Origin of the sequence: Barnesiella sp. CU968, from assembly GCF_905219685.1 — a bacterium.
In the GTDB taxonomy this organism is placed as follows: Bacteria; Bacteroidota; Bacteroidia; order Bacteroidales; family Muribaculaceae; genus Lepagella; species Lepagella muris_A.
The window spans coordinates 1-26,783 of sequence record NZ_CAJMXD010000002.1 but is presented as its reverse complement, the minus strand read 5'-3'; the positions used below and the strand labels follow the sequence as shown (position 1 = coordinate 26,783).

Annotated in this window: 24 protein-coding genes and 1 pseudogene; 3 read left to right on the top strand and 22 right to left on the bottom strand. The window is 47.3% G+C overall.

Going from position 1 to position 26,783, the window contains the following annotated elements:
• From JX312_RS00235 to JX312_RS14215, 14 genes and pseudogenes are all read right to left on the bottom strand, one after another.
• Positions 1 to 267, bottom strand: a pseudogene (locus tag JX312_RS00235) (F0F1 ATP synthase subunit alpha); the annotation flags it as partial.
• Positions 268 to 271: 4 nt separating this feature from the next.
• Entirely contained in the window at positions 272 to 817 is a 546-nt protein-coding gene (locus JX312_RS00230; RefSeq protein ID WP_123405095.1) for a F0F1 ATP synthase subunit delta, read from the bottom strand.
• A gap of 6 nt (positions 818 to 823) precedes the next feature.
• A complete protein-coding gene (atpF, locus tag JX312_RS00225; protein ID WP_123405093.1) occupies positions 824 to 1,318 on the bottom strand; it encodes a F0F1 ATP synthase subunit B in 495 nt (164 codons plus the stop codon).
• Positions 1,319 to 1,328: 10 nt separating this feature from the next.
• Positions 1,329 to 1,583, bottom strand: coding sequence for an ATP synthase F0 subunit C (gene atpE, locus JX312_RS00220; protein WP_204456454.1), 255 nt, complete (start codon positions 1,581 to 1,583; stop codon positions 1,329 to 1,331).
• A 63-nt stretch (positions 1,584 to 1,646) separates the two neighbouring features.
• A complete protein-coding gene (gene atpB / locus JX312_RS00215) occupies positions 1,647 to 2,921 on the bottom strand; it encodes a F0F1 ATP synthase subunit A (protein ID WP_239653738.1) in 1,275 nt (424 codons plus the stop codon).
• A complete protein-coding gene (locus JX312_RS00210) occupies positions 2,909 to 3,145 on the bottom strand; it encodes a F0F1 ATP synthase subunit epsilon (protein WP_123405086.1) in 237 nt (78 codons plus the stop codon). Before JX312_RS00210 ends, atpB begins: the two co-directional genes overlap by 13 nt.
• Before the next feature lie 46 nt (positions 3,146 to 3,191).
• On the bottom strand, positions 3,192 to 4,694 hold the full coding sequence (gene atpD, locus JX312_RS00205; RefSeq protein WP_123405084.1) for a F0F1 ATP synthase subunit beta: 1,503 nt from the start codon (positions 4,692 to 4,694) through the stop codon (positions 3,192 to 3,194).
• 81 nt (positions 4,695 to 4,775) lie between these two features.
• Complete coding sequence (nuoH, locus tag JX312_RS00200; protein WP_204456452.1) at positions 4,776 to 5,855, bottom strand: NADH-quinone oxidoreductase subunit NuoH; 1,080 nt, start codon at positions 5,853 to 5,855, stop codon at positions 4,776 to 4,778.
• 80 nt (positions 5,856 to 5,935) lie between these two features.
• Positions 5,936 to 7,567 carry an NADH-quinone oxidoreductase subunit D gene (locus JX312_RS00195; protein WP_124030719.1) on the bottom strand — a complete coding sequence of 544 codons (1,632 nt, stop codon included), beginning with the start codon at positions 7,565 to 7,567 and terminating at the stop codon, positions 5,936 to 5,938.
• Between the two features lie 29 nt (positions 7,568 to 7,596).
• Positions 7,597 to 8,211, bottom strand: a complete 615-nt coding sequence (locus JX312_RS00190; RefSeq protein WP_123405079.1) for an NADH-quinone oxidoreductase subunit B — start codon at positions 8,209 to 8,211, stop codon at positions 7,597 to 7,599.
• Positions 8,202 to 8,573: an NADH-quinone oxidoreductase subunit A gene (locus tag JX312_RS00185; RefSeq protein WP_123405077.1), complete on the bottom strand. Its 372-nt coding sequence runs from the start codon at positions 8,571 to 8,573 to the stop codon at positions 8,202 to 8,204. Before JX312_RS00185 ends, JX312_RS00190 begins: the two co-directional genes overlap by 10 nt.
• Before the next feature lie 229 nt (positions 8,574 to 8,802).
• A complete protein-coding gene (locus tag JX312_RS00180; protein WP_124096659.1) occupies positions 8,803 to 9,729 on the bottom strand; it encodes a hypothetical protein in 927 nt (308 codons plus the stop codon).
• Between the two features lie 98 nt (positions 9,730 to 9,827).
• A complete protein-coding gene (locus JX312_RS00175; protein ID WP_204456451.1) occupies positions 9,828 to 12,080 on the bottom strand; it encodes a TonB-dependent receptor in 2,253 nt (750 codons plus the stop codon).
• Between the two features lie 116 nt (positions 12,081 to 12,196).
• Positions 12,197 to 12,328 (bottom strand): hypothetical protein, encoded by a 132-nt coding sequence (locus tag JX312_RS14215; RefSeq protein ID WP_255563894.1) that lies wholly within the window; start codon positions 12,326 to 12,328, stop codon positions 12,197 to 12,199.
• 567 nt (positions 12,329 to 12,895) lie between these two features.
• Between JX312_RS14215 and JX312_RS00170 the strand changes: the two genes are divergently transcribed.
• Positions 12,896 to 13,720 carry a phosphodiester glycosidase family protein gene (locus tag JX312_RS00170; RefSeq protein WP_123405070.1) on the top strand — a complete coding sequence of 275 codons (825 nt, stop codon included), beginning with the start codon at positions 12,896 to 12,898 and terminating at the stop codon, positions 13,718 to 13,720.
• A 20-nt stretch (positions 13,721 to 13,740) separates the two neighbouring features.
• Positions 13,741 to 14,886, top strand: coding sequence for an SGNH/GDSL hydrolase family protein (locus JX312_RS00165; RefSeq protein ID WP_204456450.1), 1,146 nt, complete (start codon positions 13,741 to 13,743; stop codon positions 14,884 to 14,886).
• 133 nt (positions 14,887 to 15,019) lie between these two features.
• Here the strand turns inward: JX312_RS00165 and JX312_RS00160 are convergent, their stop codons facing one another.
• The gene (locus tag JX312_RS00160) at positions 15,020 to 15,556 is read right to left on the bottom strand and encodes an RNA polymerase sigma-70 factor (protein ID WP_204456448.1); all 537 of its coding nucleotides are present in this window, start codon (positions 15,554 to 15,556) and stop codon (positions 15,020 to 15,022) included.
• Positions 15,557 to 15,653: 97 nt separating this feature from the next.
• Here JX312_RS00160 and JX312_RS00155 point away from each other — a divergent pair, with 97 nt between their 5' ends.
• Positions 15,654 to 16,568, top strand: coding sequence for a ribonuclease Z (locus JX312_RS00155; RefSeq protein ID WP_204456446.1), 915 nt, complete (start codon positions 15,654 to 15,656; stop codon positions 16,566 to 16,568).
• Positions 16,569 to 16,584: 16 nt separating this feature from the next.
• Here the strand turns inward: JX312_RS00155 and JX312_RS00150 are convergent, their stop codons facing one another.
• From JX312_RS00150 to JX312_RS00120, 7 genes are all read right to left on the bottom strand, one after another.
• Positions 16,585 to 22,389 carry an alpha-2-macroglobulin family protein gene (locus JX312_RS00150; protein ID WP_204456444.1) on the bottom strand — a complete coding sequence of 1,935 codons (5,805 nt, stop codon included), beginning with the start codon at positions 22,387 to 22,389 and terminating at the stop codon, positions 16,585 to 16,587.
• A 53-nt stretch (positions 22,390 to 22,442) separates the two neighbouring features.
• Positions 22,443 to 22,895: a hypothetical protein gene (locus JX312_RS00145; RefSeq protein WP_123407732.1), complete on the bottom strand. Its 453-nt coding sequence runs from the start codon at positions 22,893 to 22,895 to the stop codon at positions 22,443 to 22,445.
• Between the two features lie 4 nt (positions 22,896 to 22,899).
• Positions 22,900 to 23,349 (bottom strand): hypothetical protein, encoded by a 450-nt coding sequence (locus JX312_RS00140; RefSeq protein ID WP_123407730.1) that lies wholly within the window; start codon positions 23,347 to 23,349, stop codon positions 22,900 to 22,902.
• 288 nt (positions 23,350 to 23,637) lie between these two features.
• The gene (locus tag JX312_RS00135) at positions 23,638 to 24,192 is read right to left on the bottom strand and encodes an RNA polymerase sigma factor (RefSeq protein WP_123407728.1); all 555 of its coding nucleotides are present in this window, start codon (positions 24,190 to 24,192) and stop codon (positions 23,638 to 23,640) included.
• Between the two features lie 99 nt (positions 24,193 to 24,291).
• The gene (dnaJ, locus tag JX312_RS00130; protein ID WP_123407726.1) at positions 24,292 to 25,488 is read right to left on the bottom strand and encodes a molecular chaperone DnaJ; all 1,197 of its coding nucleotides are present in this window, start codon (positions 25,486 to 25,488) and stop codon (positions 24,292 to 24,294) included.
• Positions 25,489 to 25,499: 11 nt separating this feature from the next.
• Positions 25,500 to 26,078 carry a nucleotide exchange factor GrpE gene (locus JX312_RS00125; protein WP_239653737.1) on the bottom strand — a complete coding sequence of 193 codons (579 nt, stop codon included), beginning with the start codon at positions 26,076 to 26,078 and terminating at the stop codon, positions 25,500 to 25,502.
• A 106-nt stretch (positions 26,079 to 26,184) separates the two neighbouring features.
• Positions 26,185 to 26,783: 4-(cytidine 5'-diphospho)-2-C-methyl-D-erythritol kinase (locus JX312_RS00120; RefSeq protein WP_204456442.1), on the bottom strand; the 599-nt coding region annotated here is incomplete at its 5' end.

Here is a 26,783-nt window from a genome sequence, read left to right as displayed (position 1 = left end):
GCGCCTGACAGACATGTTCTCGGTTATTGAATTCATTTTGTCGAGAAGCACGACTCCGACATTGCTTTCCTCAAGGTTGAGAGCAACGCCCTTCGCTCCGTTCTCGAACTCCACGAGCTCATTACTTCTCACATTCTCAAGTCCGTAGACATGCGCCACGCCGTCGCCGACACTCAGCACTGTGCCTACCTCTTCAAACTTGACTTTTGAATTGATGTTTTCAAGCTCTTGTTTTAAAACATCTGATATTTCGCTGGGATTGAGCATCTTATTAATTGCTTCTTAAGAGATTTTGACGTAATTGTGCAAGCTCGCCACTCACTGAGGCATCCATTCTTGTCGAATCCACATCTATCACGAAACCACCGATAAGATCGGGATTCACACGCGTAGAATATTCGAACTTCGTATCCTTGAATGATTTCTCCACTACCGCTCGCAATTTCTCCATTTCCTCTTCCGGAAGGGAGGAGGCTGTGGTGATCAACACCTGAGAGATATTGTTCTCCTTGCGGTAGATATCGCGGTATGCGAGCGCCATAAGATAGGCAAACTCCTCTCTTTTGTGGTCGAGGATAAGCTTCACAAACCGACGGTAGTCATCTCCGGGCTCCTTGCCCGCCGCCGACAATAGCACCTTCTCTTTGTCGGTCGAATCCACATAAGGATTAGACAGCACTTTTTCCAGCTCTGGATTTGACTGAAAAGATTCCACAACACGCTTCATCTCTTCATATACTTCGCTGGCTTTATTGCTTTCCATGGCAAACTTATACAATGCCTTGGCATAGCGGTGAGGTATGAGTCCGGAAACCATCTACTTTCAGTTTTTCTCTATTTCGTCCAATAATTTGTTGACAAGTTCTGTCTGTGCCTTATCGCTCTTCATCTGGTTCCTTACCATCTTCTCAGCGATATCTATCGAGAATCTGCCAACCTCGTTTCTAAATTGCAGCTCGGCTTCTTTGCGTGCCTGCTCGATTGCGGCTTTTGCAGCGTCCATCTCTTTCCGTGCGGCATCGGCGGCTTCATTCTTTGCCTGCTCGATGATCTCGGTCTTCATGCGCGCTGCATCGCGCAACATCTCCGCCTGACGCGCCTGAGCCTCGACAACATATTTCTTTGCCTCTTCGCGGGCGTTGTCAAGCTGCTCTTTGGCTTGCTTCGCGTCTTCCACGCCCTGGTCGATGGTGGCGGCACGTGAATCCATCATCTTGATGATTACTGGCCAACCCCATTTTGCCAACACAAGGAAAAGCAGGATGAACGCAATGAACATCCAGAATACCAAGCCAAAATCGGGCGTGAATAATTCCATTAGTGCCTATTTATTTAATGAACAATGCCAAAGCTGATACGATAACCGCGAATAGCGCAACACCCTCGATAAGAGCCGCGATTACGATCATATTGCTTCGGATATCACCTGCAGCCTCCGGCTGACGTGCAATAGCCTCCATTGCGGAAGAACCGATCTTACCGATACCGATACCGGCTGCGATTGCTGCCAATGCTGCGCCAAGAGCTGCGCCGAGTCCTGCGATAGGCTGCAGGGAAAGTTCTGCTAAAATAGTTGATAACATAATTCAGATTTTTTAAATTGTTATTTAATTAATTATATATTCAATTTTATTGTTTCGTATCTTTCAGGCATCAACCTCTTTTGCAAGATCAGCCAATGCCTTTTTCTCTTCAGCTATTTCCTGACGGTCACGATGCTCTTTCTGAGGATAAGCCTCATCCCCCTCGGCATTGTGTTCATGCTCCTTTACCACTGCCATAGATATGAACAGCACTGACAGCAATGTAAACACATAAGCCTGAATGAAACTTACGAGCACATCAAGAAGAAGCATGAAAATCGAGAACAAAACTGAAATTACAGTCGCGCCGCCTGCAACACCCGCGCCAAAAGCCGCAAAGATAAATATCAGCAAGGTAAGCGTTATGACTATAATGTGACCACCCATCATATTGGCGAAGAGACGGACACAGAGCGCAGCCGGCTTGGTGAAAATGCCAAACACCTCTATCATCTGCATGATGGGAAGAGGAAACTTCAGGAACAATGGAACATCAGGCCAGAAAATCTCTTTCCAATAATGCTTCGTTCCAAAAATATTGGTTACGACGAACGTCATGAACGCAAGAACAAGCGTCACAGCAATGTTGCCAGTAAGGTTGGCTCCTCCAGGAAAAATCACAATAAGACCAACAAGATTCATCGTAAGGATGAAAAAGAAACAGGTCAGAAGATACGGCGCGAACCTTTTTGTGCTTTCACCAAGTGTGCTTTTGATCGTGTCATAATATACGAACGAGACAAGCATCTCGAAAAAACCCATACCTTTTCGCGGAGCTCTGAGTCCTTTGCGCCTGTAGTAACGCACAAGCCCCATGACCATTGCCGTCACAAGAATCGTCGCTATGAAAAGAGCCGCTACATTCTTGGTAATGGATATATCAAGAGGACGATACTCCCGATAACCGTTTCCGTCAGGGATCAGCTCAACTACCTTGTCTTTGTGATCACCCTCCTTTGCAAGCGTAAAGCGGTATTCTTTCCCATCTTTCTTGATGATTTTGACAACCGGAACAAGATGCTTGGTCACTTTGCCTGTCTCCTTGTTCTCGGTAACCTCTATTTCAGTCAGATCATCGGAAGAGAAACAGAACCATTTGCCATCCTCAGACTTTACAATTACAGGAAGGGGTATACGATAGACATGCGCAAAGGGGACTTCCCAGCCATATCCGTCGCCAAGATGCTCAAAGATAATTTCCTTGACATCAAGCTCGCCCCCATCGTCATGACCTGACGCTGACATGGCAAACGGGAAAGCCGCAACCAAGGCAAGCAGAAGCGCAAGTGTGGATATTCGTTTCGACATACCCTCTTTTATTGAAATTAATAGACGCATACAGAAACCACATTATTATTGACATCGGCGATACCACCCTCTATGCCCAGCGACTTTTCGTTCCCGTCGGGAGTCGTATACTTTACATTTCCCTTGACGAGCACGGAAATCAGGGGAGCATGGTTCTTTAAAACCGTGAAAGATCCCATCATTCCCGGCAATGTAACCGAGACTGCATCTCCCTTGAACGTTACTTCATGAGCTGATATGATTTCGAGTGTCATCTATTCTTTGTTTATATTATTGTTAATACAGGAAGCGAGGAGTCTGTTATTTTACATCCTCCATCATCTTCTTACCTTTGGCGATCGCCTCATCGATTGTGCCGACATTGAGGAATGCCTGCTCCGGAAGATTGTCAAGCTCTCCGGAAAGAATCATCTTGAAACCGCGGATAGTCTCTGACAACGGAACCATCACACCCGGAAGTCCGGTGAACTGCTCCGCAACGAAGAAGGGCTGTGAGAGGAAACGCTGCGCACGACGGGCACGGGCGACTACAAGCTTGTCTTCATCGCTAAGCTCGTCAACACCGAGAATAGCGATAATATCCTGAAGCTCGTTGTATTTCTGCAGAAGCTGTTTTACAGCCTGAGCCACATTATAATGCTCTTCGCCGATGATATTCGGGTCGAGGATACGCGATGTGGAGTCAAGCGGGTCCACAGCTGGATAGATACCAAGCTCCGCAATCTTACGGTTCAACACGGTTGTCGCGTCAAGGAAGCTGAACGTTGTGGCAGGAGCCGGGTCTGTCAAGTCATCGGCAGGCACATAAATCGCCTGTACTGAAGTGATGCTGCCCTGTTTTGTTGAGGTGATTCGTTCCTGCAGAGCACCCATCTCAGAAGAAAGAGTCGGCTGGTAACCTACAGCAGATGGCATACGTCCGAGAAGCGCCGACACCTCGGAACCAGCCTGTGTGAAACGGAAAATGTTGTCGATAAAGAGAAGCACCTCTTTGCCTCCACCATCATTGTCGCGGAATTGCTCCGCAACTGTCAGACCAGACAGTGCGACACGCAGACGCGCACCCGGAGGTTCGTTCATCTGTCCGAACACCAAAGTACACTGGGAATCTTTCAATGCGTTTTCATCTACATCCTTGAGATTCCACTCCCCTTTCTCCATTCCTTCCTCAAACTTCTTGCCATATTTGATGACACCGCTCTCGATCATCTCACGGAGAAGATCGTTACCTTCACGCGTACGCTCTCCCACACCTGTGAAGACCGAGAAACCGTCATGACCCTTTGCAATATTGTTGATGAGCTCCTGGATAAGCACAGTCTTGCCTACGCCGGCACCACCGAACAAACCGATCTTACCACCCTTCGAGTAAGGCTCAAGAAGGTCAATCACCTTGATACCGGTGAAGAGAATCTCCTGCGAGATGGCAAGATCGTCAAATGCCGGTGCTGGCTGATGTATAGGACGCAGGTTATCGCGGTTCAAATCTCCGAGCATGTCGATGGAGTCTCCGATCACATTCAGAAGACGCCCCTTGACCTGATTACCTGTGGGCACGGCTATCGGACGATCAAGGTTAAGGACCTTGACACCGCGGCGCACGCCATCCGTACTCTCCATGGCGACACATCTTACGATGTTTTCACCGATATGCTGCTCAACCTCGAGAATAAGTTCCTCGCCATTGTCGCGCTCCACCTTCAAGGCGGTATAAATCGGAGGAATGTTTTCTTTTCCACCCTCGAACGAGACGTCTATCACAGGTCCGATAACCTGGGTCACTGTGCCGTAATTTGCGCTCATATAATTTTCTTGTTGATTATTCGGACAATCGATAAAGCATCGACCTATCGACTGCCGGTTTTCTTATTTCTTTAATTCAAATTAAAAATGCCACCCTAATGCTACAAACACCGCCATGAGGATAAGGTTCACAAGCGAGAACGGCATCAGGTATTTCCACTCGAATGCGAGCATCTGGTCGATTCGCACGCGGGGGAACGTCCATTTGAACCAGATTATGACAAACGAGATGAAGAATGCCTTGGCAAGGAACCATACCACTGAAGGAATGAAATCCATGACATGGTTGAATGCTTCCCAGCCCGGAATATGCAACGGCATCCAGCCGCCAAGGAACATCAGTGTAGCTATTCCGGAAACGATGAAGAGGTTGAGATACTCTGCAAGGTAGAAGAAACCGAAATGTATACCTGAATATTCGGTATGATAACCTGCTGTAAGCTCATGCTCCGCCTCAGGAAGGTCGAACGGCCCGCGGTTGGTCTCGGCAGTCGCCGCTATAACATAGATGATAAACGCTATTAATGCAGGAATATGACCCCTGAAAAGGAACCAGGCGCTTTCCTGCTCTGCGACAAGCTCGGATATATTCATAGTGCCGGCAAACACGCAGATTGTCATCAGAGAGATTCCGAGAGAAAGCTCATAACTGATCATCTGTGCGCCGCTTCGCATTGCTCCGATGAGTGTATACTTGTTATTGGATGCCCAGCCGGCAAGCAGAATGCCAAGCACACCGACTGAAGAAACTGCAAGTATAAAGAATATACCGATGTTCCAGTCAATTATCTGAAGACCGTTACCCCACGGAAGACATGCGAGCATAGTAACCGACGATGTGATTACAATGTAAGGAGCCAGCTTGAATAGAAAGCGGTCTGTGCCTTTAAGACAGATGAGCTCTTTGATAAGAATCTTGAACATATCGGCGAATACCTGAAGAAGACCCCATTTACCCACACGCATAGGTCCGAGACGACACTGGAACCAGGCACAAAGCTTACGCTCGTAAAGAATATAGAAGAGTGCCAGCACCGTGTAGGTGGCAAGCACAAGAACTGCTATGATCACACATTCGATCAATACAGCCGCCCAGTCCGGCATACCGGTGCCGAGCAAAAGGCTGTTGAATGCAGATGTCCATTTTCCGAAATCAAACATATTGATTATTCTCTTATTGGATTATACGCTTATTGTATTGTCAATTATTATCACTGTATTGCTTGACGCAGACATCTGCCTTAACGGTCGATATCGGGAATCACAAAGTCGAGAGCCGCACCGATTGTGATAAGGTCGGCAATCATATATCCCGAACATGTCAGATCCATCACACCGACAAGGTTGAAACACGGGCTCTGGAAATGCACGCGATAAGGGGTCTTCTCACCGGTTGACTCGATGTATACACCAAATGTTCCACGGCTTGCCTCGACCTGCTGATACCAGCGTCCGGCGGGAAGCTTGACAATCTTCGGAACCTGAGCGCGGATTTCACCCTCGGGAATACGGTCAACAAGCTGTTCGAGTATGCGGCAACTTTGCTCTATCTCTTTCATACGCACCATATAACGCGAGTATGAATCACATCCGTCAAGAAGGATTTCGTCAAATTCAACCTCGCTGTATGCTGCATAAGGATGTTTCTTGCGGCAATCGCAACTCCAGTTGGAGCCACGTCCGCTCGGACCGGTTATCGCATAATTCACGGCATCCTCTTTGCTGAGCATACCCACGCCTTTAAGACGGTTCTTTGCAATAAGATTACCGGAGAAAACCTTGTGATATTCCTTGAGACGCTCCGGCATGATTTCAATCAGATGTTTAACATCTTTCACAAAATCGGGATGGAGGTCAGCTATCACACCGCCGATGACATTATAATTCATCGACATGCGCGCGCCACATGTCTTCTCAAATATATCAAGCACCATCTCGCGCTCGCGGAATCCATAGAAGAATGCCGTAGTAGCGCCAAGGTCCATTGCCGTACATCCGAACGATAGAAGATGGGAGCTTATACGCATCAGCTCATCCATCATTGTCCGGATAACCTGCGCGCGCTTCGGTATCTCAAGACCGAGAGCCTTCTCTATACACATGCAGAGACAATGTCTGTTCTGATGTGCAGACATATAGTCCATACGGTCTGTGAAATGAAGAATCTGCGGGTAAGTCATTCCCTCGGTCAGCTTCTCTATACCGCGATGAATATAACCGGACACCACATCAACCTTCTTTACAATCTCACCGTCAAGAGAGGCGCGGAAACGCATCACTCCGTGAGTCGACGGATGCTGCGGACCGATGTTCACCACATACTCATCCTTCTCGAACACCTTGCGGGGTTCCTCCACGATCTTGCCTTCGGCATTCTCCACAAAAACACGCGAATCGTCTTCATTAACCTCATCTTCAAGACGGATGGGATTCAATTCGGGATTCGCGTCATAGTCTTTGCGCAACGGATGTCCAACCCAGTCATTGCGCAGGAAGAACCGACGCATATCGGGATGGTTCACAAATTTGATACCGAACATATCGTAAACCTCACGTTCCTGGAAATTGGCAACTTTCCAGAGGTCACTGACACTGTGAATATATGCGTCATCACGGCTCTCCGCCTCTACCTTAACAGCCAGCATACCCCAGTTGCGGGAGGTAGACGTAAAATAATAAACGACTCCGATTGTTTCTTTCCAATCCATACCGACTACGGCTGAAAGAACATCGAAATCAAGATCTTTATTTTCCTTGAGGCTTTTCGCCAACGGATACCATTTCTTTTCGGGAACACTTACCAGAAGGCACTCCCCCTCTTCAAAGGTTGCTTCAGGACAAATCTTACCGATAATCTCTTTTATATCGCTCATGGTCAAAGTCTATTCGTATCGATATTTAGTTAACCGATTTCACCCCTCTCCTCAGGATGCTCGGCGAAAAACTCCTCTATTTTCTCTTTGCGGTTGGCTCCTCCGAAGAACTTCTGCACCTTTATCTTACGCTGAAGCTGCATCAGCCCGTAGAACATCGCTTCCGGGCGCGGAGGGCATCCGGGAATATACACATCAACCGGAAGAATCTGATCCACACCCGGAACCACGCAATATGAATTCTTGAAAGGACCTCCCGACACGGCACATCCGCCGCAGGCAATAACATATTTCGGCTCTGCAAGCTGCTCGTAGAGACGACGCATGACCGGAGCCATACGATGAACAATCGTGCCCTGCACCATTACATAATCCGCCTGACGCGGAGAGTTGCGGGCAACCTCGAATCCGAAACGCGCCATATCATAACGTGCCGCGCCAAGACTCATGAATTCTATTGCGCAGCAGCTTGTTCCGAAACAAAGCGGCCAAAGTGAATTGGAGATACCCCAGTTGATGAGTTCATCCATTTTACCGACCACCACATTGGCACCGGTTGCGTTGAGTTCGTCTACAAGTTTGTCGATATACTCGTTGTCCTTGAAGTCCTCACGCTTCATGCTTTTAATCTTGTCTATTCCCATTTCAAAGCTCCTTTCTTCCAGGCATAGGCCAGACCCATAATCAGCACAAACATGAAAATTGCAATGCAGAGGAGTCCCTGAACTCCAAGACCACGCATCACTACCGACCACGGCCACAGGAACACGGTCTCGACATCAAAGATTAAGAACAGGATTGCAAAAATGTAATATCCCGCCTTGAATTGAATCATGGATTCGCCTCTTGTGGGGATACCACACTCATAAGGTTCTGATTTTCTTACTGAAAAAGATCTCGGAGAAATCAGTTTGGCGATAAGGAGCGCTGCAAAAACGAGTCCGATACCCGTTAGAACCGCCGTTACCGACAGCGCGCCATTGCCTATCTCCAGCAATAGATTCATATCTGCTTATTGTTTAATGTTTTAATCTAAAATCCGGTTTACCTCTTCATGGCTCACCCTTTTGAGGGAGCCGAACTTATCGGCAAAGATACGAATTTTTAATCAATCGGGCAAACCGTTTTGCGCAATTCCTTAAAATTTGTGAAATTTTCACACTCGGGCAATAAAAAAATGCGTCTCCGCATGGAAACGCATCTTTTTGTAAACATTTACTATGTTTTTTTAAAGCTTAATCCTCGTTGGAAGCGACTTTAAGAATATAGCTTCCGCTAAAATGCCCGCTGTAGGAACCGGCTACATTGTAACGCATGGTGGCAGTGGTCAGATCACCGGTCATGTCGCATTGGAAGCTGTCGAATGTGTATTTTGAATTCGGTGTGGCAACGCCACCTTCGTATACACTGGGAACAACATTTGAGCCGCTTACGTAAATGCCGGAACTGCTGAAACCAAGGTCAAGATTGCTGAGCACTATATTGCTGATTGTCTGGGGCATTTCCTCTGCAAGCTTCACATCATAAAGAATCACGGTCGCTTTCTTTTCTTTTAGATTCATCACAATGCGATATTGCACATCTTTATTGGTGAAGGTCTTCAGTGAGCCGTCCGACGCCGGATAGGATGTTGTGGTGGTGCCTCGGAATGTCATGTCGGGCCAGAATGTACGAACCAGATAATTCTGTCCCAAGTTGAAATTCATTACAGCATAACGCAGGTAAGTGGGATATGAGAACTCAGGAAGACCCTGGATTTCCTTAGGGAAATACGCAAGCTGCGTAAGATCGCACTTGAAGTTTATCAGATCTTCTTTGTTAGATGCAGTTCCTGCCTTCATCGATTCCATTTTAATCACTTCACGGTAACTTTCCTCGAATGTATATGTACCGATAGCGCAAGTGAGGTTATTGGTAACGAATGTGACTTTATTGTCTGTTGACAGAGGCAGCTCTCCCCCTACAGTAGCTGTTCCAGTCATCATGTCTAAGTTGAACTTATACAAAGTCCCGGCAACAACGGGGTCTCCGCCATCGACAAGATTTGTAATCATACTATAGGTTGTCACTGGAATGGACATTGTTGAAACGCTGTTGTTGTCACTGCATGATGCGAGCGAGACCAATGCGGCACCAGCCGCTGCAAAGATTAATTTTTTCATTCTTATTTTCACTTAATTACTATTCAGTATTATATTGTTTGTGTTTATTCGGATTCGCGCAATTATCATAATAACGCCATATGGTAAAGCTTATTATGTCAGTTAATGTTAAATCTGAGTGTCGCGCCTATCTGCCACGGTTTACCGCGTTGCACGAATTCGTTGCCCATAGACATGAAATAAAACGTATGATATCGGGTTCCGGTAAGGTTCTTGCCCCACAACTGGATTCCGATATTTTTAAATTCCGCCGAAACTGATGCTCCGAGCTGAACATAAAAATCCTGCCATCTGGTATTGTCCTCATTCCAGTAGATTTTTCCGGTACCCTTCATATTCACGTCAAAAGTCCAGTGTTCTATTACACCTGTTCTCGGACTGCATGTAAATACAGACTGTAGAAAAAGTGTGTTGCGTGGCACGTATGGAATCACCTTACCTCTATAGTCATGAAGTCCGTCGTTAAATTCACGGAACCTCGCGTCCGTATATCCGTATGCGGCGTTAAGCAGCAGACCGTCAACCGGAATATATTTGACAGAAATCTCTCCTCCCGCACTCCTTGTCTTTCCTGCATTGGTCATAATCCTGCCTGTTGTCGTACCCTCAGGAAACATGGTGAGCTGCTGGTCGCGGCAATCTATATAAAACAGTGACATTTCAGCCTGCACTTTACCCTCTGCAAACGAAAGGTGCGTGCCGATCTCGTAATTCCAGCTGTATTCGGGTTTATAACCCACAACCGAATTAACATCATATTGCTTCCCGATTCCCATGATATGCATGAGTCTCTGTTGAAGGACCTCACTGAACATCTGGGTATTGAAACCGCCGGACTTGTATCCCTTGGTAACTGTGGCATAGACATTTCCAAGATCCGACGGAAGATCATAAAGCACACTGGCTTTTGGCATCCATGTAAAATAGCGTCTGTGAAAATCTCCCGTGTCATCTATTTTTATGTCTACATGGTCATAACTGTGAAACACTCCTGACGGCTGACGCGAAAGTATCTGATAGCCGGTGTCGCAATGACTGTAATACTTAAGTTTTGCCTGCTCATAATCCAGCCGGACTCCTCCCGCAAAATGCCATCTGCCTGCATCGTATTTGGATTCATGATAAAGTGCGATCCCGAAAGTGGGAATAGTGAAATCACTGTTAAGAGGAAACTCCCGTGAATCCCACACTATCGGATAATCAGGATTCGCATTGTTGCGATGGGTTTCTATAAGCGATTTTATACCGGTATCCTTGAATGTTACAGGAGCGTTCATGTCAAGATGTTTGAAAAAACCGAAGAAACCTGCGAGCCATTTATATTTTCCTTCGTTCCTTGTTCCTTTGACTACCACATCCTCTGTCAATGCTGTCTCTCTCTGTTTCTGCGTGAGAGTGAAATAAGAGAGAGGGAGAAAATCCTGATCAAGTGTCATATTGTCGTCAATATGCTGCAGCGTTGTAATTGACACAAGACTCCATCCATCACCGCGATATGTCAGGCTGAGACCGTCATTCACCGTAAAACGGCGATAAAAACAAGTGTCGTTATAATTGATCTCTCCGGTTTCGATATATTCATAAGGATAACCTCCCTGCCTCAGCAATGACCCGGCGAGCACATTCTGAAGATACACCCTGTCTGATATACGCCAGTTAGTTTTCCATCTTACTCCTCCAGCAAGTTCGCGGTCAAGTAGTTTTCCATCGTTTTTGTTGCGGAAGAATCCGCCGAGATATGAGAAATTGCCGCTTACGGATGTAGCAAAACCGGGAGTGAACTTATGATACCACCCTACTGAAGCCCGGTAGTCGTTACCTCTTCCGCCTTCCGCCATTATCCGCCATCCCTGCCATCTCATCGGCGACAATGTCTGGACATTTATAAGTCCTCCCATGGTATTTCTTCCATAGAGCGTCGATTGCGGTCCGCGGAGCATCTCTACCGACTCAATGTCGGCGATGTCAAAATCGTAAGCGTTTTTATTCAGATAAGGAACATTGTCAACATTGAGACCCACTGCCGGATGATCCATTCTCGCTCCGAGCCCCCTGACATAAATAGAGGATGTTATCCTTGATCCGTAATCCGGAATATAAAGATTGGGAACGACATCGGAAATCCCTTTCAGCGAGACTGTATTCAATTCTTCAAGCGCGGCTCTGCCAATCACTGTCGCTGACACTGCATCCTCTCTTATGCGTGCATCCTGTTTCAGTGCCACAACATTAAGTTCCGAGAGTTGCAAACCCGCTGAATCCGGCTGCAAAGGCACCGCAGACTGCCCGACTGCCGTAATCGCAGCCGAGAACAAGACATATATAATAGGTAACTTCGCGGAAATCGCCATATATTGGGAAATTTGCCGCAAAGTTACCGAATATTACGCTTTATTCAAATCCCCATTTTTGAGGATATTCTCTAACACTTGCCTCGCCATCAGTGTATGGCGCGTCTTTTAAGAAACTACGAAGGAACAGAATCGATATCTGTAAGTTTTTTGCCGTATCTTGAAGATGATCCGTATTCGTAAGCACGGTGAGGCTCGCGGGCACCATACCAGAAACAGAATGGTTTCTCAGGATCTCTCTGAGCCATAAACTCATCGAAATTAGCAGAATAGTCTATGGGGGAAATTGAAGTCGTAGGTGGAATAAAAAATTTATTAAAAAAATCTGCCCCAAAGTTAACAAAACTTTTCTTACGAAAGCAAGCCTTTCGATTTATTTTCATCACGAAACAGCCTCACAGACTCTATAAAACCGCTACGGCTTGTCTCCCGACAAGCCGCAGCTAAACCTTAAAAAATCTAATCCTATGAAAAAACTTCATCAAACATATTGCCTTTACAATATTTTGATGTCGCAAAACTAACATATATTTTTCATTTCACCAAATTTTGTGCAAACGATTTAATAGCTTGTTTAAAAATTAAAGGGAATCCGGGGTCGTGGACCTGGAGCAGGGCTCTTCTTGAAGAGAGGGAGCATAGCGGTCTATGTGACTGCGCCGCGGATGGATTTTATCCGGAAGTGAGCCACCACAAATTTCACGTTTATTTTTAAACAATCTCTAACATTATTCTGATTTTCCACAAAATTAGCTGTGGTTTTGGAACGAAATCCAAATTTTCAGCTAATTTTGTGGATTGTTATATACTCTAATATGAAAGCTGCATTTTCTATATTGACCGCATGTCTCATTATGGCATCCTCACAGGCGATCGGGGGTAATGCCGTGGTTATGAGAAAAGGCGAACTCACTGAACATAACTATAATGAAGATTACAACAGTATGGTCTATTCCCGCACTGCATATGGATGCTCGGAAGACGGCAAGACCCTATACATGATTGTGATTGATAAATCTACGGATCCTGTGTATGGTAAGTCGGCAGGATGCCCGACATCGGTAATGTGTGAGATCGCCAAACATTTCGGATGCTGGAACATGTCGAATTTCGATGCCGGAGGTTCTGCTGAAATGATGATTGACTATGAGATTGTAAACAAGACCGCGGAAGCGACTCCGCGTCCCGTGGCAAACGGATGGATGGTTTTCTCTATAGCCCCGGAAGGAGACACCCGGCTTGCGTCATTGGAATTTGACCATCCTCAGATCAACCTTCAAGCCGGAGAGGCTTTTACACCCGTTATCCTCGGATACAACATATATGGAGAACTTATAAACAAGAATATCACGGATTTCACAATGTCATGCCCACCAGAAATAGGATCATGCAACGGCAAGGTTTTCACAGCCGGAAAAATTCCTGCGTCAGCACTGTTAACCGTATCGGTAGGAAACCTGTCTGTTAGCAAAACCGTATCGGTGGCAGGAGGGTCGGGCATCAATGGAGTTCTTGTTGACAAACAGCCTGCTCATGTAGAATATTACAACATATCAGGAGTGAAATGCAGAAAACCTGACACTCCCGGTATATATATCCGGCATGAAGGCAACAAAACCGATAAAATTATCGTAAACTAATCAACAATATTTAATCAATCATGAAAAAGTTACTTCTGCTGCTCGCCATAGCAGCCTTCTGTATGCCGACATGGAGTGCAGACACTAAAAACCTTAAGTATGTTGACGGAACAACGTTGACGATTATCAACAAACCGCAACACGATGGCAACCGCCTGCGCAGGATCAATACCGACAAATATCCTGATCTGACTTCGCGAGTGCGGCATTATCTGAACATGCCGACAGGAATGGCACTGCGTTTCCGCACCAACAGTCCGGTCATACGCGCCAAGTGGACAACTCTCGACACACTGAGGCATACCAATATGGCTTCAATATCAGAGAAGGGACTTGACTTGTATATCAAACAAGACGGAAAATGGTTATGGGCAGGTTTCGGCAATCCTAAGTTTGAGGGGACAAAACATGCGTCAACCATGATCAACGATATGGACACAACCATGAAGGAATGCATGCTTTATCTCCCTACGTTCATGCAGGTCAATTCCATTGAGATCGGGGTAGCTCCCGACTCACGAATCGAATCATGCGGAGATATAAAACGCGCTCCGGTGGTTGCCATGGGTTCAAGCTATACACATGGCTCGGGCACTTCCCGTGCCGGAATGGCATGGCCCGCCCAACTCTCCCGCATGTTGGGAGTGGACATCGCCAACTACGGCACAAGCGGACAGCAGAAGATGGAACAGTTTTTTGCTGACATTATTTGTGACACAGATGCCGACATGTTCATATTCGACTGCTTCTCCAATCCATCACNCAAGGAGATTCACGAACGTTTCGCACCTTTTGTGAAAAAAATACGCTCCAAACACCCTACCACTCCCCTCGTTTTTCTTGAGACCGTAGATCGTGAGTGGAAAAATTTTGACCTGAAGAAACGGAAGTTTGAGAATGACAAAGAGCAGGCAGCTCGCGAAGAGATCGCCAAAGTCATTGCCAATGACCCCAATATCTACTTTTTTGAACCCGGACTATATACAGGCACGGATCATGAAACAAGTGTCGACGGCACTCATCCGGGCGATATGGGTTACCAGCGTGCCGCAATAAACATTGCTGAAAAAATCAACGCAACCCCAGCCCTGAAGAAAATAATCGATGCTGCAAAAGCAAAAGACTGCTGCAAGTCACCCGGCAAATGCCCGGCATCTAAGAAATAATTCACGCAAGCCTACAGTTAAGTCCCAATTACTTACTGTATTAATTTACACGATCAGCCCTAGAGATCCTTAAATCAGGTTCTCAGGGGCTGATCATATCATTTATTAACGTTTTAATGAGAGAACTTACCCCCTATATTATATTTAAAGAATCAAGAGATGTGAAAATAAGCATTGCCTCGGTAAGTTTACGCAAGTCCGAAAGAGCCTGACTTATATAATACTGCACAGTCTTGGGACTCACTCCGAGATGTTCGGCGATCTCCGAATATGTCTTATTCTCATAACGGCTCATGCGGAATGCGGTCTTCTGTGCTTCCGGCATATTGGAAATCATCAGATCTATCATTTCAAGAAGATCGGCTGTAGTCACAATTTTCTCTCCGTCGCTGAAACCGCTGTCCCCTTCCTTTACATAAGTCTCATATTCCGACACTATATGCTGATGTCTGAAGACTTTGAAAATCGCATTTCGCGTCATCTTGAAAAGATAAGCCTTCAACGACTCCATATCCGAAAGCGAGTCTCGGCTGTCCCAAAGCGAACAAAACACGTTATGGGTGATATCATCCACATCCTCGCGGACACGAATGAAACTATACGCGAATTTGCTCACAGAGGGAGCATAACGCATTCTTTCGATTAATTCGTTATCCGGAATCTCACTCATATCTGTTCTTGAAAACGTACTTTCCGATGCACTCAATTATATAACAAATTTAGCAAGATTTAGTCAATTTCCCAATTTTTTGTATCTTTGCGGCAGAATGTCAACTTTCAAGATTCATACTCTCGGATGCGGCTCGGCAAAGCCGACACTGCGCCATCAGCCTTCATCTACTGTCATCGACCATCGCGGCAACCTTTTCATGGTTGACTGCGGTGAGGGTGCGCAGCATGCGTTTCAGCGACACCGTCTTAAATTCTCACGCCTCGGTCATATTTTCCTCACACACCTCCACGGCGATCATGTACTCGGTCTTCCGGGACTGATTTCCTCTCTCGGACTGGGTGGAGCAGGAGGGAAAATGGTTATACACACATTCGCCGACGGGAAAAGAATACTTAACAGAATCTTCAATTTCTTCTCAGGAGATCTCCCTTTCGAGGTTGAGTTCAATGTAATAAGAGAGGAAGAGGCTGTCATACTCGATACCCCTTCGCTTACTGTGCGCACAATCCCTCTTGACCATCGGGTTCCTGCCGTCGGATTCGTATTTGAGGAGAAACCGGGATTGAGACATATAAAACGAGACATGATAGATTTCCATCAGGTACCGTTCTCTATGATCAACCGCATAAAGGGGGGTGAGGACTTTGTCAAGCCTGACGGAACGGTTATCCCCAATGTGATGCTCACCTCTCCACCGACTCCTCCGCTGTCTTACGCACATATCAGCGATACGGCATACATGCCTGAAATAGCTGAGAAAATCGGACCGGTAAACCTCCTCTTTCACGAAACCACTTACCTTGACAGTCATTCGGCAGAAGCCGCGCAACGCGGACATTCAACAGCCCGTCAGGCGGCCATGGTAGCACGCGACGCAGGTGCGGGCGCACTCCTTACCGGACATTATTCCTCCCGTTATAAAAACGACGAGGACTTCCGTAAGGAAGCCCTCGACATTTTTCCGAATGTGATTCTTAACCGGGAAGGACTGGTGACTCCCCTTGACTGAAGCCGGAGAGTAGCATTTATCTGACAACAATCTCCATTCCGCGTGAATGCGCCGCGATCGACGGTGCATATTGCGACTGTGCCGATGCTATTCCGAGAGAATACACTCCCTCTCGGTCAACATAACACTCATAGCTGATTACGTGCGTGCCCTTGCCGAGGAACGGAATAAACAGATTGGTGGAGTCATCCCGCACTTCCCTGTACATCCACACTCCGTCGCTACGGGTATAGCCTGAAATCTGCTCCGCAGGTTCAAGACATGCAGAACGCGCATCCATCACTGCAACATACTCAAGATCTCGGTCACTTGTCNGCGTAAGGGTCACGCGCACTTTGTCTCCGACTTTAAGTGCACCGGACTGGGCGGATGTGCCGTCAGCGTCATTGGTGATGACATACACATTCTTTTCTANAGTCAGTTCGGCATTTCCTGAACTCTTCACCTCTTTTATCGGGGCGACGTACTGTGAGATCAGCGCACCCCAGGCGGGACCGGAACCTGAGCGTCTCACGTTCAGTTTCCCCTTGCCGCCGGCATTCACGCTGACAGTAACATTTCCGGTCAACGCTGCAAACCTGTCAATACCGACCTTTTCTCCATCTATCGTTATCTCTGCCGGTGACGAAGTCTCGGTCCATTTAGTTCCTGAAGTCAGGATAGCATGGATAACCTCCGCTGTCTGACGGTCATCTCCCCAGTTCTCCGCCTGTTTTGTGACAAGAAGCCACTGACGCAGTTTATCGACATTGCCGTTCTCTGGCTCAATGTCTGCATATGCCTCAAGAACCTGCGCTGTTGTTATCAGCTTGTTCCATCCTCCGGCAGCTGACGACAGATTGTCAAACCACATACCCTTTTCTTCCGAAAACGATGCGTATTGCCGCAGGGATTCGAGGATGGTTCTTGCCTCCATGGCATAACCTTTGCGAGAAAGGAGTGTTGCCGCTGTGGCTTTTTCATAGACGCCCATTCCCTTCCATTCGGCTCTCACTGCCGCGACACCTTTCTTTTCCATAGACGCGAACGATGCGGACGGCGAGACATCCCTGAAGTTTGACCTTACATAGAGATAATCGAGCATCGAGATATAAGGGAAGTCTTTACCTTTATAATTTTTAAGATCACTGACCCAGGCGGCATCGGCATATCTGACTGCTTTGACAGCCATAGCCTCACCCTCAGCGGGAAGATAACCCATGTCACGGAGCATCGAGAGATGCAGAAGCGCACGCGAGGTGATGAATCCCGAAGATTCCATCCCTGCGCACCAGCTCCATCCTCCGTCCGCATTCTGCAGTTTAGCCATCTCACTGAGCGTAGAGGATATGATTTCGCGGCTTCTTGCAGGATCGGCATATTTCACGAGTCCCTGCATTCTCAGTGTTTCAGAAGCGGCGGAACGAACCCACGGCGTGTTCACAAGAGCAACATTCTTAAGTTGCGGGTTCTTCTCAAGATTCGAGACAAGGGTCGAGTCCTGACTGTTCGAAGGATCCGCGAATATCTTTATAGCTTCGGTTATCTCAGGATAATCCTTGGCAAGTCCGGCTCCTATGGCATTTCCGTAAAGAGAATACACAAGAGAGAGAATATTCGATGATTTTGGCTCGGAAATGTCGGGCAATGCAGTGACCACATCCCATATCGGATTGTCGCTATACTGCAACGTTACTTTCACACCCTTGCCGAACGACGGAACATTCATTGAAAATTCCTCTCTGCCGGGAGATATATAGAAAGGCTTGGATTCAAGCACAGGCGTGCTGCTCGGATAAACAGGAACAACGGTCTGCTCTCCATCGGCGAAATCAGCACCATATGCATATACGCGTATGCCGAGATAATTGATGTCTCCCGGAACATTGAAATCCATGGTGATACGGCTTGAGCCGGCAGGCTCAACATTCTGCGCTGGGGATGAGAAAGTCTTGACTGTCTCACCCGTAGCCGGGTCAAACACTTCGATCTTTCCGTAGAGAGACATATCCTCGGCAGAGTTGTTATATAGCATTGCGGCAACCGACACATTGTCTCCGGTACGCACGAATCGCGGGGCATTCATCTGTGCCATGACAGGTTTCGAAGCAACGGCATTCATCACTGCTACACCACCCTTCATTTCTTCCGTATAACCCATTATCTGGAACTGCCAGGTCCCGTTGAACTGCGGCACAGTAAAATCCACCTCGGCGTTGCCGTTCGCATCAGTCACAAGCTGTGGCATAAAGAATGCCATAGGACAGTCGACCTGCCGCATTACCGGTTCAGGCTGTCTTTCGAGTGCTCCGGCACCCATTGCCGACTCCTGCGCTACAGCACCGGCGGCAAAGGCGGGAGCCTGCTCCACACTGTTGAAGACCTCGCCAGAGACCTCGCCAGCGGATTCCTCGACACCCGATTCCTCAAGTTTCATCTCGTCTGCAACAGAACGGCTTGTCAAGACTACGCTGTTCAACGACTCCTTAGACTTGGTCCCTCTCACACGAAGATTGCGAAGCATACCTTCCGCGCCATAGAGCTGAAGCCCATACATATCCCATCCCGGATATTGATTCTTTGACACACCTCCATATATGGGGTTCGACATTGGCACGCGCCACTTTCCATCGCTACTGAGGAATCCCCACTGGAAGTTTCCTCTTATACCATAACCCGAATTTGCGTATGGATTGAAATTCCACCGGAAAGGCATAAGGGCGTTGAGTGCCTTGTTGCTCATGACGGCTGCTACCGGAATGCCGGCAAGAACTCCGTTGTCAAGTGTGAAATTGAACTTCCAGCTTTCACGCGCTCCCGGGGTGACGCGGTCTAGGAATGATACGGTCTTTATCTTTATATTTTCGGTCTGCACATAAGGAATGACTGTGACACAAGCCATCTTCCGGTCGAAATCATGCGTGCCGGCAAATGTCACCTCAATTCTGTTGTTGTCTGCCGGAACCGGCACTTCTATCTCGCTGATACCGCCGTCCACACGCAGCCAGCGGCGTTCAATGACTTTTTCACAATCCGCAATCTGCATGAATATCCAGCTGTCAGAATATGAAGAGCCTACATTTATCTTTATTTTTGAAACACCCTTGTCTGCTACAATCCGCTCTTTGGGAGTCCACAACGGAGTGGCGTAAGGAGGATTTGCATCATTCATCCGATATATTGTCATGATAGAATTTGCAGTCTGCGAATTTTTATCATCCTTGAAATCCTTGTTCAAAGAGAATTTGAAACTGTATCGACCGGATTTCAGAGAATTCACATCAAACCGGAACACCGGTGATTCAAATTCTCCGGAGGCAATAACGGCATTTTCTTTCTCCTTGTCATTTTCATATTCGCTTATTCTGTAATAGACTGTGCGTTTCACCGGATTTCCCGCAATATCCATGACTCTTACCGCGAAATCTTTCACTCCGTCTGATGCGTCTGCCGCTGAAGGCAGCGAAGGAGTGATCGAATAAGCCTGCCCGAGCGAGAACCAGACGGAAGGAGCCTCTTGGGTCTCCCCCGACTGACTTGTCACAGCCACTGCAAGTTCATAGCCTCCTGACGCATATCTGGTTCCGCGCAGACCTTCTGTGGGCAATTCCACAATAAAGGTTCCGTCGGCATCGGTTGTGGTCTCGCCTCCGTAGTTGGCATTCACACCCGGGTTGAGCCATCTCAGTGCTATGTATCTCACATCATATTTTACGGATGCTCCGCTCACAGGCATCCCCGCATAAGTAGTGGCTTTACCTTTGATTCTGACCACATCACCTATTCTGTAATCATCTTCTGTTCCATCCGTTGTCACAAAGAATGTCGGGGATTTGTAATCGGCGACTTCCACAGATACGGATCCGTATTCCCGCGAATCACCCGATACATTCATCATTTTTACTACATAATTGCCGAGCAGTCCGGATTCCGGAAGGGTGAACTTCCCTGCAACCCTTCCGTATTTATCCGAGACGAGGAGCAACGTGTCTGCATTCTGATAATTCGCATCACAGAGAACCATCTTCACCTCCGTCCCTGGAAGCTGACGCATCTCTCTCTCTTTTACCTCATACACAACTCCCATGAAACCGATCGTGTCTCCGGGACGATAAATGGAAAGGTCGGTCAGTATCTTGCCCTGTATCTGACTGTGGGAAACAGTTTTGTCATAACCCCGGTTCCATGTGTTTCCGGCAAGTCTGTCAGTGCCTTTGCTCACAATAAAATCACAAGAACCGTAAGGAACCGTCACATACCCCTCCTCTCCGGTTGTTTTCTCCGTTCTTTGCTTGCTGCTTCGCGAAATAAAGACAACTTTCGCTCCGGATACGGGTTTCTGATTCCTGCCATCCGACACATACAGTCTGTCGCCATCTTTAGTGGTCTGGTCGGAACTTCGGAAATATGTAAGCCGTGACACTGTGAATGTCGGCACTGTCATTCGCGATGACGTGCCTGTTATCACGTCTCCGAGTTTTGAACTCCGGGAGGGCACAAGCACATAAACCCCGCTCTGCAGTGCGGGCAACTCTATCGTTGTCTGGTTCTTTACCGGCTTTTCGCCGCTGAACCGCACGGGAACCACACCCGCAACAGTCCCGGTTCCGGACACTGAATTCAACCGTATGTCTTTCCCGACATACGAAGCGGGCAACTTGACGACAAGAATATTGAAATCAAAGACATTCGATGCCGACACCGTCACTTTTCCCTTCTCCGACGGATAAATACGACCGGCAAGAGTAACCGCGATATCCTCGGCGCCGAGAACTGTCAACCGGTTTCTCAGAGCCTTGGCATTGTCGCAATCCGGGAATCTATTCAGATATGATTCAATGAGATTATATCTTTTTTTCAGAAAACGATTGCTTCTTGCGAGCTGTTCCGACTCGGATTCCGCAGACACGGTGTTGTCATCATCCTCTTCCATATAATCATTGCCGGCAAGAATGAACAGGGCGCAGTATGGAGTGTCTATATACCGCTTGATGCAGTCTTCGGCAAAACTCTTCCTTTCACTCCACGGCATGTTCTCATATTTATAATAACTCATGACAGCGGCTATCCTGCTTTCGCCGCGCTGCAGGTGCCAGTCTATATCACTGTCCAGGATGCCTGCAAGCAACGCTGAGGCGGAACGCTCGTTCTTCTTATTACCTGCAGCAGATCCGTATCCGAAAGGTATCACCGATGCCCTGTCATTGCCCGAGAATGGCTCAAGAATATCCGCTGATTTCATGCTCATGAAATCATATACAGTCATCCCCATCTTCTCGGCGTCTTCACCGTTTTCTATTATAGCGGATATAGCGGAAAGCGGAAGGGCACGAGCTGCCTCCACATCCGCGAAAGAAGCCGATACGAGCGATGAAACCTTTGTCGCGAAAATATCGCGGCTCCATTCCATCACATTCTCCGGTGCAGGCTCAACAGGAATTGCACGGTTGTTGAAGACCCACGGAGTGGAGTTGTAGATCGAACAATACATCTGCGCCTCAAGCAACACCGCCAGCTGTGAATAAGGCTGCCTCAGTTTTGTCGCAAGCTCTTCAAACAACCTTATTCCTTTACCGTAATTCTCTTTCGAGACGAGATTCCCGGAAATGGCAATCTGCATTGCCGCCCTTAAGGCGCTGACATCATCTCCCGAATCAACTGCCGTTTTCAAAGCAGTCTCGGCATTGGCTCCCACTGTCTCCGGAAACGCGAAATCCGGATTTCCGAATGTGTTCTGCATAACCTTACTGTTTTTACCATATACCTTTGAGACACTGGCACGAGACGCCGAGGCATCAGCCGCCACGACTCCCATAATGATTAAAAACAAAAAAGCCGACATCTGGCCGACTTTTTTAAAAATACAACTATATGTCATATGCACCAATAACTTACTTACTTTCTTCTCCTATGCCTCATCTCGTTCATCTTCTGTCTGAATTTTTCTTCAGCAGCTTTCATCTTGAACAATTGCTTGCTGCTCATGAAAGTCGAGAATTTGGCATCATATTTTTTCTCTATCGCCGCATCCTTCTCCTTGGCCTCTGTGATGGCGCGGCTCACAGCTGCGTAATCCTCATCCGTAGCCTGTGGGTCTTTCTTTACCTTACGCTCAAGCCTGCGAGTTTGTTCAAAAACTTGCATCCTTTCATCGCTCATCTGCTCGTACAGTTCAAAAAACTGCTTCTGCTGATCATCCTGAAGGTCGACCTCCTGAGCGATGAATTTCATTTTGAACTCTTTGAACTCCTTTTTCATCTCCGCCCTGCTCTTCCTCCCGTTGCCCTGCGCACACATACTGCCAAGTCCGAGAATAAGCGTAAACGCAATCAGAAATATTTTTTTCATAATTCTATTCAGTTAGATCCAGATCCTTATACTGCGATTCAAGTGTATAGCCGAAATCGCGTTCAAACTCCTCCATCGAATCATATTCCCTCATCACCTCTCTCTCCACTTCCAGATCCGACAATGATTCCGGAATAAAAAAGGTATCGGCAAAATCCGGTTCGGACATAACCTGAGCTAACTGCTCCGGAGGATTGTCAAGACTCAGCGAAACATTGCCCGATGCATGATAGAACACTTTCATCATCAGCCAGATTCCGGCAAACATAGCCGCAAGATACACATACGGTTTGAGTCGCTGCCAGCGCGTCATCTCCTCATGTCGCCGGAGTTCCGGATATGGAGGAAGCTTTTCTCCGATCTCCTTGTAGACCGATTCGAAATAACCTTCCGGAACTCTCCAGGCTCCTTCGCGGCCATATTTCTCTATTAGTTTATCTTCCTGCTTGTTCATATTTTCCAGTTACTTGTATTTCTATGACAACACTTCCTTTCCAAGGTTTAAACACAAAGTTAAAAATTTTTCATAATTCCTGCAACTCCCCCGCCACACCGGGGAAAGACACCGGCGATACCTTCTCCAACTGTTTTTATGATTTTTTACACATACCGTCGAACCTTTTCTCAGCCGCGATGTTTTTAGTAGTAAAGAAAATCGTTTCATGATGTTAGGTTAGTTAGAAAAAGTATTATGGAAAACACGAGAATGCGGCTGGTTGAGAAACCGGCCGCATTCGCATTATTATGATTCGAGAAGAGCTGTGAGTTTCTTGACGGCATGATGATAGGATGCCTTCAACGCTCCGACAGATGTCCCGAGAATCTCTGATATGCGCTCATACTTCATGTCATCGTAATAACGCATGTTGAATACCAGCCGCTGCTTCTCCGGCAATGTCGCTATCGCTTTCTGAAAATCAGCCTGAAGCCGGTCTCCGTCGAAATATTCGTCGCTTTCTATATTCGCCAGAAGGAAAGAATCGTCACCCTCTTCCTTCACACCGTTGCGCTGACGTTCCTTATTGAGAAAATTCAGTGTTTCATTTACCGCTATCTTATAAAGCCATGTCGACAGTTTCGCATCTCCACGGAAGTTCTGAAGATTGCTCCATGCCTTCATGAAACAGTTCTGCAGAAGGTCATTGGCATCTTCGTGGCTTGCGACCATCTTTCTGATCTGCCAGTAAACCGGCTCCCCGTACGCACGCATCATAGTGTCGAAAGCTGTACAGGCGGTTTTCGGATTCTGCAGGTCTTCGACCAGCTGCTTCTCATCTATGGGCGGGGTGTATGCCATCAGACATATGGAGTTAGTTAGTTACTTGTCTGAACAAAATTACTTAAAAAAAAAGAGAGAAACAAAAACTTCTCTCTTTCTTAGCATTTCTTAAGATTTTTATTCCCCTCGGTTCTCTTTGTTGAAAATATGTCTCAGACGGGAGAAAATCCTCTGTGAGGTAGACTGCGTCGGGACAACGTTGGGTGCGTCTTTCAGACTTTCTATAGCGGCTTTTTCAGCATCGCTGAGCTGTTCGGGAACGTATACCATCACATTCACAAGCAGGTCTCCTTTGGCATTGCTGTTCATCTTGGGCAAACCCTTGCCGCGCAGACGGAGAACTTTTCCGGGCTGTGTGCCGGCAGCTATCTTCAGTCTGGCTTTTCCCTCAATTGTTGGCACTTCGGCATTGCCGCCGAGAGCGGCTGTCGGGAAATCAAGCATAAGGTTATAGATCAGGTCATTCCCCTCACGGATGAGATCGGCGTCTTTCTCTTCCTGAATAACTATCAGCAGATCGCCGTTGACACCGCCGTGACGCGGAGCGTTGCCCTGCCCGCGAATTGTAAGAACCATATCGTTCTCAACTCCTGCAGGAATATGGAAGCTTACAATCTCTTCTTTCTTCTCGACTCCTTCTCCGTGGCAATGAGGACACTGTTCTGTAATGATCTTGCCTTCACCGTTGCATTCCGGACATACGGAATGGCTCTCCATCGGACCCATTATTGTCTGCTGTACCGTAGATATATAACCAGAACCGTGGCAACGCGGACATGTGCCGAACGCCGTGCCGTCTTTGGCACCGGTGCCCTTGCACGCCGGGTCTGCTACAAGTTTCGGAATCTTAAGCTTTTTGTCGACTCCGTTCATTATATCCTTGAGCGTGACCTTTACGGTGATTCTAAGGTCTGTCCCTTTGTTGACATGCTGACGAGGACGTCCGCCGGTCGCACCGCTGAAACCGCCGCCACCGAAACGTCCGCCGAAAATGTCTCCGAACTGCGCGAAGATATCCTCCATGCTGAAGCCACCCGCTCCGAAACCGCCAAAACCACCATAGCTGCCGCCTCCGCCGAAACCCTGCGGACCCATCGAATGACCGAACTGATCATAACGGGCTCGCTTGTCGGCATCGCTCAGAACATCATAAGCCTCCGCAGCCTCCTTGAATTTCTCTTCGGCATCCTTGTCTCCGGGATTACGGTCCGGATGATACTGGATCGCTTTCTTGCGGTAGGCTTTCTTTATTTCATCGGCGGTAGCGTTTTTTGCAACGCCAAGCACTTCATAATAATCTCTCTTATCAGCCATAATGCTTCAGTTTATTGTCCTACCACCACTTTTGCATGGCGAAGCACCTTGTCGTTTATTGTATACCCTTTTTCCACAGTGTCCAGAATCTTCCCCTTAAGAGACTCGTCGGGAACAGGTACTGCGGATATAGCCTCATGCTTGTCCGCATCAAACTCACGGTCCTCGGGATCCATCTCCTTCACGCCGTTCTGTTCCATATATTTTTTAAGTTTCTTGTAGATAAGTTCCATCCCTTCCCTTACCGATGATGCGTCATCGCTGTTTTCTGTAGCCTTGAGAGCACGCTCGAAATCATCTACTATCGGCAACAGACCCTTGAATGCGGATTCGCCCGCATTCTTGATCAGCTCCGACTTCTCTTTGAGGGTACGCTTGCGGAAATTATCAAATTCAGCCATAAGAAAAAGATACTCTTTCTTCTCTTTATCTAAATCCGCCTTCAGTTTCTCATTCTCTTCGGCAAGAGAAACAGCTTCTTCTGCAACGGTTTCCCCAGCCTCTTCATTCTCAGAAACCGTAGGATTGACATCTTCCGTTATAACAGCATCCTCAGGCAACTCTTCGGGATTCTTGTTCTTATCTTCCATATCGATATCCTTTCTGTAGGGTTTTCTATATTTGTTTCTTATATTTGGTCTTCCCATAATGCATCAAATTACAAGCCAATTTTTGTTAAAAGCTAATCTGCTTTCACTATAGCTTTAACAAATATACCCCCTCTATGGTTGCTTCACCCTCAAACTCGCTCCGGGAGGTCTCCGCATCCCGGAGGTTTGCGAAAATGCCATATAGCGAACTTCCGCTTCCGCTCATAGAGGCATAAAGCGCTCCGGAGCCGATGAGTCGCTCCTTGATTTCCCGCAGTTCCGGATAANGGGGAAAAATTGAATCCTCAAAATCGTTTTTCACAAGTCCCTGCCATTCTGTAATCGGAATACCCGGCAGACACCGCAGGTCAATGTTTCCCGGACGCGGAACAACACCGGCAAAAGCATCGCGCGTCGACACATAGACATCCGGTTTGACTACAAGCAGCCAATAACCGGAAAGATCAAGGGGAATGTCAGAGAGTTTCTCCCCTACCCCGACTCCATACATAGGGCGGTTATAGATAAAGAAGGGGCAGTCTGCGCCAAGTCTCAGCGCAAGTGAGGCAAGGAGTTCATCGTTAAGTCGTTCGTCTTCGGCAAGCATGGAATTGAGAGCGCGGAGAACAAACGACGCGTCAGCACTGCCGCCACCCATACCCGCGCCATCGGGGATATGCTTGTCAAGATGCACCTCAATCCGTT